The organism is Candidatus Paralachnospira sp. LCP21S3_A2 (genome assembly GCF_052118925.1).
Classification (GTDB): domain Bacteria; phylum Bacillota; class Clostridia; order Lachnospirales; family Lachnospiraceae; genus Lientehia.
Genome location: NZ_JBQKGG010000002.1, coordinates 242,524 through 258,312, shown reverse-complemented (window position 1 = coordinate 258,312; position 15,789 = coordinate 242,524). Strand labels below are relative to the sequence as shown.

The window sequence follows — 15,789 nt, the reverse complement described above, 5'->3', positions numbered from 1 at the left end:
TGCGTTATACCCCCACCGATTTTTCCGGCTTCAGCATAATATACTGAAGCCCATCCTCATCCTGTTCCCATTCTAAGCCGGGGAATTGTGTGCTCAGCCCGCAAAGAGTCTGTGCGCCTGAAACGCAGAGATTTACCTGTACCTGTTCTCTGACCTCTATGGAGATCAGCAGGGACTGCAGTGATTCCAGACTCGCCTCCACGACCGCTTCAAACAGATCATAGGCCTGCGCCGCCTGTTCGACGGTTAGCTGTCCGCTGCCTGTGACAAGCGCTTTGCAGTCTGCCCCATACAGGTTGAGGTTTTCAATCGATTCATTGAGACACAGTCTGAGCTCCTGTACGGAGATCGAACCGCGCTGAACACCGACAAAAATCAGGTTGTTTCTGCGTTTGATGTAGGTCCCGAGAATGATGACCTGACCCAGCAGATGTTCCGCCTGCTTCAGGTCTTCTGTCTGTCGTAAATCTGCCAGAAGCGCCTGCAGTGTCGTGATCTGGTTTGCCGTCTGTGACTCCATGATATTGTACAGGCGGTTTTCCTCTGCCAGCTTTAACAGCCTTGCGTGCTGTGCGTTTTCCGCCGCAAGGACGTCTCCGGTATCACGAAGCTCATCGCGTGTCTGCTCCAGTTCTTTTTGAATCTGATTCAGTTCTGAAATGTCCTCTTTCCAGAATACCCATCCGCGGCGCAGCTTATGCCGCTTCAGAAGCGTATTGTCGTCCAGCGGGACGGTATCCGTCTGTATGTGACACAGTTCGGTTTGCGGCAATGCTCCATGCATGGCGGCGGATACATATGTGGTGCAAAACGCATTATCTGTGATCTGAACCGGCAGACTGGTTGCCTCAAACAGTTCCCGGTATCCGAGGTTGGACGGGATCAGTCCGCATTGGATACAGCATTCAAAGATACTTGCAAAGATCAGGCACTGTGACACCGTTATATCGCCGGCAAGCACCCAGACCCAGTAGACCTGTCTGATATACGCATAAACATAGGCCAGCGAAAGTGAAAACGGAATCAGCGGCAGCCAGCGAAATTTTCTGGTGTGCGGGATACGGCAGCTTTTTACCATCAAAACGAGCGCGGATACCGCACACAGAAGCTCCCAGCCCAGTACGAAGAAGTAGCCGGCCTCATATCGGTAGTCCTGATCGGATAAAATACCGGATGGAAAGGAGAATACCCACTGGTGCAGATCGTTTGTCAGAACAAGTAAAAGCAGCAGAAACGCCGGTATATACAGAAGCTTTGTCCATCGCGGCAGGCGGAAGTTCTCTGCTTTGCCCAGTGACAGGGAAACAAAGAGCGACATCATGGGAATATACAGTATGGGGCCATAGTAGAAGTACCATAGCCAGCGCTCAGCCTCTGCGCTGTTGATGGAAAATTTGATCGAGCGCAGGAGAAGCCACAGCACCATCAGTACGGAAATTGTCACTAAATAGCGCCGCACCTGCATCTGTATAATACGGAGATGAAGAGAAATCCCCCACATGCAGAACAGAAAAATATAGATCCCGCTTCGCAGATAACCATAGAACGGGTGGTGAAGAATGGTTCGGCTGGCATATCGAAGCCACATGGCAAACACAATCAGTCCCAGTGTGACCAGTGCAAGCAGGATACTTCTTTTTGTCGTCTTACTCATAGATATGATACCTCCACCCTACCTTTCATATCATAGTATCATAGATGGATATAAAAAGGCAATGCGTTTCCGGCTCTTTGGGGGAGGCGTATCGATGGATTCTGTAGTTTAAAGTTTCATAAACGGAAAAAACATAAAACCTAGCCAATTGGCGGGGGCGGAAGAGGCTTTTATCCGTTAAAATGTAAATGAAAGATTTATAAAAAAGAGAAAGGCGGTGGAAGAGCAACGATGCGAAGAATCGTGCTGGATATGAATGACGGTCTTTTGGCAGAGGCTGTTGAGCAGTCGCTCACGAGATGTGATCTGGATTTTATTGTCTACCGTTCTTCGAATCCGGAGAAAACGCTTGACCTATGCCGAGTCTGTCATGCCAATGTGCTTGTTATGGAGGTCATGCGGCAGGGTGTCTGGAAGCTGAGCGAACGGCTGAAGATCCGGAATGAAGTTAAGAAGCTGGGGTGGGACTGTAAGATTTTGCTGCTGGTGGATGAGCGCATAGACGAAATGCTTGCAGCCAATGTGCGGCAGGCGGTGAAGGACCAGCTGATCGATAATTTTATCTATGCATCCGTATCGCCGACATATCTCGCAGGTGTGATCGATATGCTTTAGGAAGGAGGACTGGTTATATTGCAGGTTATAATTCAGAAAATACCGGAGAACTTGCCGGAGTTTGAAGCACTCGCCGCAGAAGGACGAAAACCGGAGCATATCTGTGCATTGTTTCTGTGTGCACTGGCATTGTTCGACCGGGATAAAGATGCAGGTACTGCTGCGATGAACCTTCTGCGGGGGCCAAGGCCTATGACACCGTATGATGGTCAGTTCCTGCGCGACCGACTGCGCGGCAAGCCCTATCTGCCGCTTGCCTATTTTGAAGGTGCAGCACCGCAGAACGGTTATCAGCCGTGCCGGCCGTATGTTCTCAATGTACTGGAAGACCCAAGACCGCAGGATATAGAGCCGGGATATCTTCGGGTATTCCTGAAGACAGCAGGTGCAGATTCCCCACGCCCCATGAAGCTGCGGCAGAAAGGCTCGACCGGAGAGTGGTTTCTCTGGGAATATTCCAGTATTTTAAGCGGGATCCGCATTCCGGCGGCGGAGGATCCGTGGGCATAGCAGAAAAACGGAAACAGGAAACAAAGCAGACATGAAACAAAGCAGACATGAAACAAAGCAGACATGAAGCAAAGCAGATAAAAAAGGAGGATTTAACAATGAAAGGTCACAAATTTTTAATGGTTACAGGGATTCTTATGATTATCGCAGCTGCACTGACGATCATTGCCGGTGTTTTTGTCGCCGGAATTGGTGTAGTGTCAACCGGAATTGGTATAGGCTCGGCGCTCTCGTTTAACTATTTTCTGGTTTTGATCCTCACTCTGGCAGGCGGCATCTGTGAACTGATCGCAGGGATCCTGGGAGTAAAGTACAGTAAGCATGGAAATCAGAGTAAAAAGCTCGTAGGATGGGGCATTGTCGTAATCGTATTCTGTGTTCTGAGCATGATCTTCAACCTTGTCAACGGTGGTGATTTTGATATCCTGAGCGTTCTGACAGGTCTCGTGGTGCCTGGACTTTACATCTATGGTGCGGTGCTCAATTCCAAGGAAGACGATGCTCAGCCTGCAGCATAAAGCAGAATGACGAACGGCAAAGGAGACCGATATGGGACTGTTTGATAAGAAATACTGTGATATTTGCGGTGAGAAGATCGGTATGCTTGGAAACCGCAAGCTGGAGGACGGCAATCTCTGCAAAAACTGTGCCAGGAAGCTTTCTCCATGGTTCTCTGACCGACGCAACAGCACAGTTGAGGAAATCAGGGAGCAGCTGGCTTATCGGGAAGAGAATCGGGAAAAGGTTGCGGCATTCCATACGACCAGAGTCCTCGGAACGAATACGAAGGTGCTTCTTGACGAGGATGCCGGAAAATTCATGGTAACGCGGGCAAGAGATTTACTGGAGGCCAACCCGGATGTTCTGGATTTTGCAGATGTGACGGGCTGTAATCTTGATATTGATGAACGCTCCTCCGAGATCAAACGTAAGGATAAGGATGGAAAGGAAGTCAGCTATAATCCGCCGCGCTACGAATATTCCTATGATTTTTATATCACCATCTTCGTCAACAATTCCTATTTTGACGAAATGCGTTTTCAGATCAACACCAGCTCTGTGGATATTGTCCCGCCGCCTGCGATGCGTCCGGGTATGACATCGAGATGTAACCCGGAAACCAATGTTGAGTACAGTAATTATAAAAAGCTCGGCGAGGAGATCCGTCAGGCACTGACGCAGCTCCGCACAGATGTAAGGAAGAAGATTGAGCAGGCGGCTGCCCCCAAAGCAGCGGTTACCTGCCCCTACTGCGGAGCAACTACTACCCCGGATACCAGCGGCTGCTGCGAATACTGCGGCGGCGCAATAAATGGCTGAGCTATTTGTCAATGATTCAGAACAGAAAGGACATTCAAAAATGAAGAGACTTGCAGGACTGCTCCTGGTCGCAGCGATTATGATTTTAACGCTTGCCGCCTGTGGAAGCAAGGACGCGCTGGCTGGCACATGGTCAGCAGAGCTTGGTGCTGATGGTGTAATTACATGGTCGTTTAACGGAAAAGGAAAATGTACCATGGAAAATGCTTACATGAAGCAAAAAGGCACCTACAGCATTGAGGATGATCAGCTTACGGTAACGCTGGAAACCTGGAGTGAGCCGTCTACATACACGTTTTCGGTAGATGGCAGCAGCCTTACCATGGAGGAAAATTCCGGCTACGGCATCAGCGGAACCTTTACAAAAAAATGATCATATAGAAGCACAACACGCGTCATTTCACTTACCTGATCAAAAGCTCAATATCTGCACGGAGGCTGCATGATACCGTGAAAAAGAGCTTGAACGGCGAGGAAGCTGAGGATCATGTCGCGCGAGCGTTACCGCCAGGGGATTGGGATTGGATGACAGGTATCTGTTCTGCCTTTTCCCTGGCGGTTTTGACGTTTACCGTCACGACATCGGCAGGTTTGCCGATTGGTATATCATGGAATTATGTTAGGAGGAAATTATGAAACAGACGAAGACAAAACGTTTCTGCCTGCTTCTTGTGGTGCTGATGTTATTCGGTCTCACGGCCTGCGGCAAGGATAAGACGGCGGCAGATCCAAATGTAATCAAGCTTGGAGATTATGAGCTGCGCTACAAGGGCGCATGCATCATGGAAGATTCATCAGGAAAGGACGCGATCGTTCTGACACTGGACTTCACAAACAACAGTAAGGAAAATGCCTCCTATCTGTGGAGCGTCAGCGAAACAGTTATGCAGAACGGCGTAGAACTGGAAGTTGCGTCAGTTATTACCGATTATGAAAACTTTGATGTTGTAACAAATAATCAGTTTAAGGAAATTGAACCGGGAGCAACGCTTGAGGTACAGACAGCCTTTGTTCTGGCCGATACGACCAGTACGGTCAAGGCGACCTTTGAGCAGATGCTTGGCAAGAAAAACGGTACAATCACCATTGAGCCGTCCACACTCAGCCGGGAAAAGGCAGCCAATACGGATTTGGAGACCACATCGCCGGATGATACCGATGACGAGCTGCTCAGCTGGTGGAACGGCGAATGGTACGGCTGGTGGAAAATGACCGGCTGTACAGGTGATTATGAAACGGAGGGTATGGAAGGCCAGTGGTGGGATGTGTGTGGCGTGATCGACATCGGTACGGACTATACGGGAACGCTTACGATCTGGGACGAGGATTATACCAAGGCAAACCCCATGGCTGCGGTATCTGTCAGCCTGAATGAGGCCGGAACCGGTGAGTACGGCACTGTGATGTCAGAGGACGGCTGGTTTACGGATGTGGCGATCGAGCATGCGGACTGGATCGTTGACCCGGGCCTGCTGGACTATGAGAACCTGATCTGTATCGACGGAGACTATGAAAATGGTGATGATGGATTTCATTATGAAATCTATCTGCGTCCGTGGGGACTCCACTGGGATGATATGGATGAGAGCGGCTGGCCTTATCGCTACAGTGACTGGTATCTGCCTCTGATCGATGCGGGTGAGCCTATGCCGGACAGCATCGAAGCAGGCGTTTCGGAGTCGAATTCCGGTGAAAATGCAGCCGGAGGAGATGGTATTATACAGTGACCATATGAAGGCGAACTATCGCTACTACAAATGGATCTCCGGAGACGATGACTCCCATTTAAGAATATCGGCTATGAATGGATTGAATATGTCGCCCAGATCGATGATAATCGTGCACTTTCTGTCGGACTGCGTGATATGGACTGTGTTCCCGGAACAATGACGGACATCATTCTTACGAATATGAAGTTCCAGTAATGCAGTTCGCGGCAGACAAGGACGGCAGATGAAGAAGATCATACAAAGCCATGAAAAAGAAAATGATATGTGAAATAGGAATTACCGTGTTGGTGTTGTTGGTTTCCGGACTTTTCGGATGCGGAAACAGCAGAGAATACAAGGTGGATGATATTGCTCTGATCAATACCACGTATTATGGAATGACGCGTGAGCCTGTTTATTCCTTTGCCCTGCAAAAAGAGAAGGAGGACTGGTTCTTCTCCGCCAGCTGCTATGTGGAAGATCAGAATGCGTATTATGTCTCGTTCAGTTCGCTCCAGATCCCATGTGAAGAGGCGGAAGGATTCCTTGAGATTATTCGTGAGGAAGGAGAGATAAAACGGTTCAGAAAATATCATGAGCCGATCCGTCTTTTTCAAACACCGGATGCACCGGCATGCAGCTCCGAAATCGTCTTTTCCGACGGAAGCAGAGTAGACAGAGGAATCGCGTTTGGTGATAAGGCGCTCAGGTATCTCTATGCACTTGCCGGCAAATATTATGAGACGGCGGAGAACTATGAAGGAATCAGGGCAGTTTCTGTCCAGAGATGTTGTATGGATCAGTCCTCTTCCTATTTGTTTACCATTGAAAAAGAAGGCAATGACTGGTTCTTTTCCTATGATGCAGTGATTGACAGCAGCAATATACATACGGAAGTGGAAAAGCAGCAGATCGAAGAGAAGGATGCCGAAGAGATACTCCGGATCGTAAAGGAGGAGCAGCTCGTTACAGCAGTGAAGGGATATGAAGAACCGCTGGATGACGATATCATGATCCTTGACGAAACGACGTATCAGATATCCTTTGAGTTTGAAGACGGCAGTTCGATCGATGCTCCGATCGATGCGGGTGCTTCGCTGATCGATGCATTCTATACTCTTGCTACAGTGAAAAATCAGGAAAGATAAGCGGCTTATGCTTCTGCTTTTTACTGACAGCGGAAACATAAGCGTAGGAAATGAGGAATTCAGATGGCAACTCAGATAACAAATTATCAATGCCCCGCATGTACGGGACCGCTCCATTTTGTGGGGGAATCCGGCAGACTGGAGTGTGAGTACTGCGGATCGAGCTTCGATGTGGCTGAGATCGAAGCACTCTATAAAGAAAAGGAACAGAAAGCAGCAGAAGCGGCAGAGACTGAAAAGGATAAACCTTCAGATTCGGCGGAAACCTCCGCTGGCGGGGACGGATCGGAATGGGACGTTTCTGATCTGAATGCGGACTGGGGTGAGGACGTGCACGGAATGCGTGCCTACAGCTGTCCCTCGTGCGGTGCAGAGCTGATCTGTGAGGAAACGACAGCCGCCACATCCTGCCCATACTGCGGCAATCCAACGGTCGTGCCGGGACAGTTTTCCGGAATCTTGAAGCCGGACTATGTCCTGCCCTTCAAGCTCAGTAAGGAGGATGCAATCAAAGCGCTGAAAAGGCACTATCTGAAAAAACCGCTGCTGCCGTCGACGTTCTCCAAAGCCAATCATCTGGAGGAAATCAAGGGGATATATGTTCCCTTCTGGATGTATGACGGTGAGGCCAGCGGGAGCGTTCAGTTTCATGCCACCAGGGTGAGCAAATACCGATCCGGGGATTATGAGATAACCGAAACCAGTCATTTTAATGTGCAGCGCGCCGGTAACATTGCCTTTGAAAAGGTTCCGGTGGATGCATCCCGGAAGATGCCGGATGACTACATGGATTCCATCGAGCCGTATGATTATTCCGAGCTTAAGCCATTTTCTACAGCATATCTGCCGGGGTTTCTGGCAGATAAATATGATGTCAGCGTGGAAGACAGCTGTGAGCGGGCGGATAAGCGCTGTGCAGGCTCGCTGGTAAGCGCGCTGGAGGGCACGGTAACGGGTTATACCTCCTGCAGTGAAACAGGCCGGAGCATTTATTTGAAGCGTGGCAAGGTACATTACGCACTGCTTCCTGTGTGGATGCTGAACACAAAATGGGAGGGGAAGGATTTCCTCTTTGCCATGAATGGCCAGACGGGCAAGCTGGTCGGAAATCTTCCGGTCAGCACGAAGCGGGTGATTGGTTTATTTGCGGCTATCGCAGCATCGCTGATTGCTCTCAGCGTGACCGCACTGATGCTTATAGCGCGGTAAGGAGGGAGGAGAACATGAAGAGACGAATATTTTTTCTCCTGCTGACGTTTATGGCGTTGTTTTCGCTTGTTGTAAGTGCAGGAGCGGCAGAGCAGACAGGGGCACAGCTGAATTATGTGACGGATGCCGCAGGGCTTTTCAGTGAAGGTGAAAATGCGCAGCTGGAGAAAATGGCGGAAACGGTTTCAAAGAAATACGGTGTCGGTGTTTATGCCGTGACGGTGGAGGATTTTCGGGATTATAATTCCGATGGCGTCTATAAGGCAACCTATACGATCTATCATGACTATACCATGGGGGAAGGACCTGATCGTGATGGTATCATGCTGCTGATCAGCATGGATGACCGTGACTGGGCGATGTTCTGTTATGGAGAACGCTGCGAGTACGCATTTAACAGCTATGGACAGGAGAAGCTGGAAAAGGTTTTTCTGGATAATTTCGGGGAAAATGACTGGTACGGCGGTTTTTATGACTATATTAAGGAATGTAACAGCTATCTGGAAAAGGCTGCGGCAGGGAAACCTGTACGGGCAAGTATGTTCATTCCCATTCTTATTGTGATCGGTCTTTCTCTGCTTGTTTCTATGGTCATTGTTGCTGTGGTGTGGGAAAAAATGAATTCCGTAGCGAAGAAGGCGACTGCCAACGTATATATTTCCAAAGAACTGCAGCTGACGGAGAAAACAGATTACTTTACTCATAAGACAACGTCCAGGCAGAAGATCGAGCGCAGCTCTTCGAGTGGAGGCAGCCAGAGTGAATCTGGAGGAGGAGGGTCCGGCCGGAGTGGAAAATTCTGAAAGGAGCAGTATGCGTTCCGCCGCTTGCACTCCGGAGGCTTTCATGATAAAGTATGATAGGAGTGGTTTTAAGGATAACATATGCAGAATTAAGAAGAAAAGATGATTTAAAAGAGGCGGAGACATGAGAAAACGAAAGAGAAAAGAACAGGGGCAGTTTGTTCCTGATGAGGGATATTATTTCGGGCTGGGAGCTTTTGAAACCATCGCAGTCGAGAACGGTGTCCCCCGTTTTATAAAGGAACACCTGGAACGGCTGGCTGAAGCCATGGAAACTCTGGGAATTTCTCAAAAGGTGACGAAGGAGCAGGTGACGGCATGGCTGTCCTGTCACCCCGTGGCACGGGGAGCACTGAAGATCTCTGTGTCAGAGAAAAATGTGCGGATGGAAAAGCGGGAAAATCATTATACGCCGGAGATGTATGAGCATGGATTTTGTGCGGCATATTCCTCAGTACTCCGGAATTCGACTTCGCCGTTTACTTATATGAAATCGTTAAATTGTGCGGATCTGATCACAGAAAAACGCCGGGCTGCCAGAGAGGGGATTGACGAACCGATTTTTCTGAATGAGCGGGGAGAGATCTGTGAGGGAGCCGTTTCCAATGTATTTTTTGTGCAGAAAAGCGGCAGGGTCGTAACACCGGCGAAAACCTGTGGCCTTCTTCCCGGCGTGGTACGCCGGCTGCTTCTGGAGCATAAAACCGTTTCTGAGGCCGTGATCCGCCCGGAGGATGTTCTGTCCTTTAAAGAGGCGTTTATCACAAATTCCCTGATGGGGATCATGCCTCTGAACCGTCTTGGAAACGTAGTGTTTAAAGAGCGGGAGATCACAGAGAAACTTATGGCATTTTATATCTGCCTGTAACAGGAAATCGGCAGTTGACACTGGATACTTTTAAGAAAAACGAGCCTCCGGGCAGCACCTTTCGACCGAATCGGATCGGGAGTGGTGCTGAACGGAGGCTTTGATTTTTATTCAGCTACATGTGTTACATCGGCTTTCCGGCAAGAACTTCCATATAATCCTTATAGTTTGCTTCCAGAAGCTCGGGCGTGTTCAGCCCGTAGGGACATTTGGTCATGCAGGTATTGCAGTGGATGCAGTCCTGAATTTTGGCCATCATGGCCTGTCCTTCGGGAGAAAGATGGCCGGCAGAGGGAGAACGGCGCAGCAGCAGAGACATCCGCGCACAGTCTGCGATGTTGATTTTTGCCGGACAGGTGGGCATACAATAACCGCAGCCGCGACAGAAGCTGCCGGACAGAGTCTTTTTTTCTTCCTCAATGTAGGCGGCCATTTCTTCCGTCATGGCAGGTGGATTGTCGATATAGGAAAGGAATTCATCCAGCTCCTTTTCCTTCTGAACGCCCCAGATCGGCAGCGTATTATCATACTGTGCCTGGAACGCATAGGCGGCAGCCGAATTGGTGATCAGTCCGCCGGACAGTCCCTTCATGGAAATGAAGCCCATATTGTGCTCTTTGCAGAGGTTCACGATCTCGATATCCTTTTCGGTAGCCAGATAGCAGAACGGGAACTGGAGCGTTTCATAAAGTCCGGATTCGATGGCCTCCTTTGCCACATGGAGCCGGTGGTTGGTGATTCCGATGTGACGGATCTTGCCCTGTTCTTTGGCCTTTAGCATGGCTTCATAAAGTCCGGTGCCATCATCGGGCTTCGGACAGAATGCCGGTGTGTGGAACTGAAGGATATCGACATAGTCAGTCTGGAGATTGGTAAGGCTGGTATGAAGATCCTTCCAGAAATCGTCTGCGTTTTTCGCAGCAGTTTTCGTGGAGATGTAAAGCTTTTCCCGGATTCCCTTGAACGCATAGCCGACCTTTTCCTCGCTGTCGGAATAGGCACGGGCAGTATCAAAGAAATTAATTCCGTGATCATAGGCTTTTCGCAGAAGATACGCAGCGTCCTCCTTAGAGATACGCTGGATCGGAAGTGCACCGAAGCCGTTTTTGTTGACGGTAATGCCGGTTTTTCCAAGTGTAACAGTAACCATAAAACCCCTCCTTCAATGTTGGCGCCGAAAGTGCTGTTCCGGATTCATGAAAATAAGGGAGCTACTTTGGCGTATTAAGTCAAGTATAAACAAAGGAGAGAACGATGTCAATTAGATGAAATAATGCAAAAAAAGAGAAGGAAAGAAGGGGGGAATCGTGCTATAATAACAAAGAAATGGAAAAACATCTGACTAACGCAAAGGGAAGGAATGGTTCAGAATGAAAAAGACAATTGGTATTGTAGGCGGAATGGGTCCGCTGGCGACATGTGATCTGTTTAAGAAGATCATTGAATTGACGGATGCAGCTTATGATCAGGAACATGTGCGAGTCTGCATTGACAATAACACGGAGATTTCTGACCGGACGGCAGCGATCCTTCATGGAGGAAAAGATCCGGTTCCGGAAATGGTAAAGAGTGCGGTACGGTTACAGGGAATGGGGGCAGATGTATTGATCATGCCCTGCAATACGGCTCATTATTTTTATGACAGGATCACACCGTTTGTGGACACTCCGTTTTTAAACATGATCGAGGAGACGGCAAAGGTGATCAAATCAAAAGGATTGAAAAAAGTAGGGCTTCTGGCTACCGATGGGACATGCCAGTCCGGTGTATACAAAAAAGTGTTTGATGCCAACGGAATTGAGATGTGTACGCCTTCGCAGGAAAATCAGCAGGCGGTCATGGACATTATTTATAAAGGAGTAAAGGCCGGAAATCTGTCCATTGACACGACCGGATTTGAGCGGGGCATGGAAGAACTTCTGGATCACGGCGCAGAGACGCTGATCCTCGGCTGCACCGAACTGCCGGTGGCATTTGATCTGTATCATTTTGATAAACCCAATATTGATCCGACGAAGGTTCTTGCGGCAGCAGCTGTAAGATTTGTAGGAGCAAAGGTAAAAGAGGGGCTGGGATATTAAAGACTGTTTGTGGGGGGAAAACAAGATGAAACAGACGGATGATTAAAAGAGACAAAAGACGTACAGTTCTGCTAAAAGGAAGTTTTGGATTTGTGATCCTGGCGGTTCGTTTGACGCTGGCGCTCATAGCTGTAACGTTTTAAAGATTAAACGCCTGAACCGGGAGTTACCAGATATTTATAATCCCTGGGACTCATGCCAATGACCTTTTTAAAGGTTTCGGAAAAGTAGCTGCTGCTCTGGAAGCCGCACAGGCCGGCAATCTCGGTCATGGAGAGACGCCCCTCGGCCAACAGCCCCAGGCTTTTGCTGATCCGGCAGGAGATCACATATTCGTTGGGACTCTGGTGAAGGATCCGTCGGAACAGGCGGCAGCATTCACTCTGGCTCAGGGAACAGACCGATGCAAGCTCCGCCAGGGAGATGGAACCGCCGCAGTGCTCCTGGATGTAGGCCATGGCGGCTTTCATACGGGTAATATCCCTGACAGAACGACTGGAGGCGGGCCGTTCGGCACCGGTATGTTCACAGAGCAGCCGCCAGATCTTTGTGATCCCCTCCAGAAGCGAAAGCTCCAGAAAAGGCGCCTGCTGAAGATCCTTGTCTGCCATGGAGACGGCGGTGTCAATCAATTCTCGCTGCCAGGAGGAACTGCTGTCCAGGAGGATACTGGAACGCGTTGTGTCAGAGAGAAAGGGAGCAATATAACGCTCATAAATCAGGCTTCCCGGCGGACCGAACAGAAGGCTGATATCGCAGAGAATTGCCTTATAGAGACAGCCGTTGTCATCATCCTGCATGTATGCATGAAGAACATTGGTATTAAAAAAAATGCCGGTGCCCTCCGTCAGACGGTAGGTGGCTCCGTTAGCCTGGCAGATGATACTGCCCTTTGTCACAAAGGCCATCTCCAGCTCCGGGTGCCAGTGAAAGGGAACCTGGCAGCGAAGAAAGTCCTGAATATTTTCATGCTCAATGTGGAGGGGGAAGCGGCCGTCAATCGGTTTGTTCAGCTCCCTCTTTTTTTCATCCGTAAAGATAATACGTTTTTGCATACAATGCTCCCTGATAATCTGATAATTGAAAGTGATTCGAACAGGCATCCGGATACCTGCCCGGTTCCAGATTCTATTATAAGGAACAAAGAGAAAAAAGCAAGAAAAACGGAGAAAAGAACAGCAGACAAAATGCGAAGGCATGGGCTGTGAAAGCTATGTAGGACATGGATTCCAGTATGGACTTAGGCTGTCCGGGGAGTTCACAAAACGGAAGAAATATGTTAGAATAAGGCCAGTCTGCAAGAAAAATTGAGGTGGAAGATTATGGTAAAAGAAAACCTGAAGGATGTAGAAGCGCGGGTCGTAGCAGCCTGTGAACGGGCCGGAAGAAAGCGGGAGGATGTGACGCTGATCGCTGTCAGCAAAACAAAACCGGTGGAAATGATCCGTGAGATCATGGAGTGCGGCGTAGTGGATTTCGGCGAGAATAAGGTGCAGGAGATGTGCAGTAAAATGGAAGTGATCACCGAGCCGCTGCACTGGCATCTGATCGGTCATCTTCAGCGCAACAAGGTGAAATACATTGTGGATAAGGCGTATCTGATCCATTCGGTGGATTCTGTGCGGCTGGCCCAGGAGATCCAGAAGGAAGCGCAGAAGCATAATGTGACCTGTAATGTTCTGGTGGAGATTAACATCGGTGGAGAGGAAACCAAGAGCGGCGTGCCGAAGGAAGAAGCCATGGGTCTGGTAAAGGAAATCGCAGCTCTTTCCAATGTAAAGGTAAAAGGCCTTATGACCATTGCACCGCCGGTGGAGCATCCGGAAGATGCCAGAGGCTATTTTAAAGAAATGAAGGCTGTTTTCGAAGAAATCAAAGCCGCCAGCATTCCAAACGTAGAAATGAAAGAACTGTCCATGGGCATGACCGGAGACTTTGAAGTGGCCATTGAAGAAGGAGCCACCATGGTCCGTGTCGGAACCGCTATTTTTGGAGCCAGGAAATATGTGCAATAGCAACGAGCAGTGCAAATAATTTGACCGGTCGTAAAGGAAGCTGGCTTCCGAAAAACGACCGGTCAAATTATTTATAGGGCGACTGCCCACAGCGAAAAAAGCAAAGCTTTTTGAGCCTGCACGGCGAGTCGGAGAGCACTAAAAGTGGTGGATGGCGACTGCCCACAGCGAAAAAAGCAAAGCTTTTTGAGCCTGGCACGGCGAGTCGGAAACAAATTTATAATTAGTACGGCCGGTCTTAGCGTTCCTAAATTAAAAAAATATTGAAGCAAAGAACGGTATAGCTTAACGGTTATGCCGTATTTTTGAGTAATTTAATATATGATCGTCGTTATAAATTGACAATCACACATTATTTTTATATAATATAATGTGCAATTGTCAAAGCGAGGTGATAAGCATGAACGCCAAGGAGAAAATCGAAGAATTGTTGGAAGCGTCGGAGGATGGCACGATTACTACAGCACAGGTGATGGAAGCCGGAGTGTATCGTGGTGTGTTACAGGAGTTTGTCAAAAACGGTGAAATATATCGTTTCGGACGCGGCCTGTATGTGCGAAGCAGTGTGTGGGAGGATGATTTTTATCTTTTGCAGCGTAAGTATGGACGTGGAATCTACTCACATGATACCGCCTTGTATCTGTTGGATTATTCAGACCGTACCCCGGCGAAATATACGATGACCTTTCCCAAAGGCTACAATGCCCCGTCCTTGAAGCAAGAAAATATAATTGTTAAGCGTGTTGTGCCAGAAAATTATGAGTTCGGCAGAATTGAAATTAAGTCTCCTTCCGGCAATCCAATTCGTGTTTACAATTTGGAACGGACATTGTGTGATATCCTGCGCGGTAGCGGCAGCGATGTACAAATCGTTGGAGAGGCCATGAAACGCTATGCATTGTCTAAAGATAAGAACATTCACAGACTGATGCAGTACGCAGACCTGCTTCGAGTGAAGCCTAAGGTGCTGCGATACATGGAGGTTTTGCTATGATTACAAAAAATCCAATGTAATAGAAAGCCGTTATCAAGAACAAAGCGGCCGAGAAGCATATCTCGGCACAGCTCGTTATGCAGAACTATATGCTTGAACGACTGCTGGAACGGATTTCAAGCTCGCCTTATAAGAACAATTTCATTCTCAAAGGAGGATTTCTAATTTCCGCCATTGTGGGACTGGACACGCGGGCAACCATGGATCTGGATACAACGATTAAAGGATTCACCCTGACGCATGAAATAATCCACAAAATTTTTATGGAGATTTGTGCTGTCTGGATTGACGACGATGTACAATTTGAGGTTGTCGATATCTCTGATATTCGGGAAACTGACGATTACCCTGGTATCCGTGTTGCGCTGAAAGCGAACTATCCGCCGATCAGTGTGCCGCTGACAGTGGATGTCACAACGGGCGATATCATAACGCCTCGTGAGGTGGAATATACATTCTCATTGTTGTTCGATGATCGAACAATCAGTATTCTTGCGTACAACCTTGAAACGGTGTTGGCGGAAAAGCTGGAAACTGTGCTATCCCGCAACATTGCGAATACTCGTCCAAGAGATTATTACGACGTACATATTCTGTACGTGCTGCACGGTGCGGAATGTGACAAAGCGACGTTGCGCTTGGCGTTGGAACGAACGACGCAGAAACGCGGCAGCGGTATGATTCAGACAGACTACCCTGAAATTATGAAAGAGATCCGCGAAAGCGATACGCTCCGCAAGCTGTGGGAAAAATACAGCCGCGAGTATGAGTATGCAAAGGACATTTCCTTTGATGATACCTGTAATACCATTCAGATGATTATGGACGCAATCATGCTGTAAACGAAAGGAGACTTTTTATGG

The 15,789-nt window shown here is 48.6% G+C and carries 17 protein-coding genes; 14 read left to right on the top strand and 3 right to left on the bottom strand.

What is annotated here, in order from left to right; translation table 11 throughout:
* Positions 1–4: 4 nt before the first annotated feature.
* Positions 5–1,654 (bottom strand): histidine kinase N-terminal 7TM domain-containing protein, encoded by a 1,650-nt coding sequence (locus ACTQ3K_RS03170; protein ID WP_441565667.1) that lies wholly within the window; start codon positions 1,652–1,654, stop codon positions 5–7.
* A gap of 231 nt (positions 1,655–1,885) precedes the next feature.
* Here ACTQ3K_RS03170 and ACTQ3K_RS03165 point away from each other — a divergent pair, with 231 nt between their 5' ends.
* From ACTQ3K_RS03165 to ACTQ3K_RS03120, 10 genes are all read left to right on the top strand, one after another.
* A complete protein-coding gene (locus ACTQ3K_RS03165) occupies positions 1,886–2,269 on the top strand; it encodes a hypothetical protein (protein ID WP_441565665.1) in 384 nt (127 codons plus the stop codon).
* A gap of 18 nt (positions 2,270–2,287) precedes the next feature.
* Entirely contained in the window at positions 2,288–2,779 is a 492-nt protein-coding gene (locus tag ACTQ3K_RS03160) for a DUF6935 domain-containing protein (RefSeq protein WP_441565663.1), read from the top strand.
* Positions 2,780–2,877: 98 nt separating this feature from the next.
* Positions 2,878–3,297 (top strand): hypothetical protein, encoded by a 420-nt coding sequence (locus ACTQ3K_RS03155; protein WP_441565661.1) that lies wholly within the window; start codon positions 2,878–2,880, stop codon positions 3,295–3,297.
* A 31-nt stretch (positions 3,298–3,328) separates the two neighbouring features.
* Entirely contained in the window at positions 3,329–4,099 is a 771-nt protein-coding gene (locus ACTQ3K_RS03150) for a DUF4428 domain-containing protein (RefSeq protein WP_441565659.1), read from the top strand.
* Positions 4,100–4,139: 40 nt separating this feature from the next.
* Positions 4,140–4,472, top strand: coding sequence for a DUF5640 domain-containing protein (locus ACTQ3K_RS03145; protein WP_441565657.1), 333 nt, complete (start codon positions 4,140–4,142; stop codon positions 4,470–4,472).
* Positions 4,473–4,731: 259 nt separating this feature from the next.
* Positions 4,732–5,826: a DUF5067 domain-containing protein gene (locus ACTQ3K_RS03140; protein ID WP_441565655.1), complete on the top strand. Its 1,095-nt coding sequence runs from the start codon at positions 4,732–4,734 to the stop codon at positions 5,824–5,826.
* A gap of 260 nt (positions 5,827–6,086) precedes the next feature.
* Positions 6,087–6,956, top strand: a complete 870-nt coding sequence (locus tag ACTQ3K_RS03135) for a hypothetical protein (RefSeq protein ID WP_441578588.1) — start codon at positions 6,087–6,089, stop codon at positions 6,954–6,956.
* 63 nt (positions 6,957–7,019) lie between these two features.
* Positions 7,020–8,165 carry a hypothetical protein gene (locus ACTQ3K_RS03130; RefSeq protein WP_441565651.1) on the top strand — a complete coding sequence of 382 codons (1,146 nt, stop codon included), beginning with the start codon at positions 7,020–7,022 and terminating at the stop codon, positions 8,163–8,165.
* A 14-nt stretch (positions 8,166–8,179) separates the two neighbouring features.
* Entirely contained in the window at positions 8,180–8,968 is a 789-nt protein-coding gene (locus ACTQ3K_RS03125) for a TPM domain-containing protein (RefSeq protein ID WP_441565649.1), read from the top strand.
* A 124-nt stretch (positions 8,969–9,092) separates the two neighbouring features.
* Positions 9,093–9,836, top strand: a complete 744-nt coding sequence (locus ACTQ3K_RS03120) for an aminotransferase class IV (RefSeq protein ID WP_441565647.1) — start codon at positions 9,093–9,095, stop codon at positions 9,834–9,836.
* Between the two features lie 124 nt (positions 9,837–9,960).
* Here ACTQ3K_RS03120 and ACTQ3K_RS03115 read toward each other — a convergent pair whose 3' ends face one another.
* Entirely contained in the window at positions 9,961–10,986 is a 1,026-nt protein-coding gene (locus ACTQ3K_RS03115; protein WP_441565645.1) for an aldo/keto reductase, read from the bottom strand.
* Between the two features lie 220 nt (positions 10,987–11,206).
* Here ACTQ3K_RS03115 and ACTQ3K_RS03110 point away from each other — a divergent pair, with 220 nt between their 5' ends.
* Positions 11,207–11,917, top strand: a complete 711-nt coding sequence (locus ACTQ3K_RS03110) for an aspartate/glutamate racemase family protein (RefSeq protein WP_441565643.1) — start codon at positions 11,207–11,209, stop codon at positions 11,915–11,917.
* Between the two features lie 146 nt (positions 11,918–12,063).
* On the opposite strand, the gene ACTQ3K_RS03105 is transcribed toward ACTQ3K_RS03110, so the two are convergent.
* Entirely contained in the window at positions 12,064–12,972 is a 909-nt protein-coding gene (locus ACTQ3K_RS03105; RefSeq protein ID WP_441565641.1) for an AraC family transcriptional regulator, read from the bottom strand.
* 267 nt (positions 12,973–13,239) lie between these two features.
* On the opposite strand from ACTQ3K_RS03105, the gene ACTQ3K_RS03100 reads away from it, so the two are divergent.
* The 3 genes from ACTQ3K_RS03100 (at position 13,240) to ACTQ3K_RS03090 (ending at position 15,768) form a co-directional block, all read left to right on the top strand.
* Complete coding sequence (locus tag ACTQ3K_RS03100) at positions 13,240–13,932, top strand: YggS family pyridoxal phosphate-dependent enzyme (protein ID WP_441565639.1); 693 nt, start codon at positions 13,240–13,242, stop codon at positions 13,930–13,932.
* 400 nt (positions 13,933–14,332) lie between these two features.
* The gene (locus ACTQ3K_RS03095) at positions 14,333–14,926 is read left to right on the top strand and encodes a type IV toxin-antitoxin system AbiEi family antitoxin domain-containing protein (RefSeq protein WP_441565637.1); all 594 of its coding nucleotides are present in this window, start codon (positions 14,333–14,335) and stop codon (positions 14,924–14,926) included.
* A gap of 77 nt (positions 14,927–15,003) precedes the next feature.
* On the top strand, positions 15,004–15,768 hold the full coding sequence (locus ACTQ3K_RS03090) for a nucleotidyl transferase AbiEii/AbiGii toxin family protein (RefSeq protein WP_441565635.1): 765 nt from the start codon (positions 15,004–15,006) through the stop codon (positions 15,766–15,768).
* The last annotated feature ends 21 nt before the right edge of the window (positions 15,769–15,789 follow it).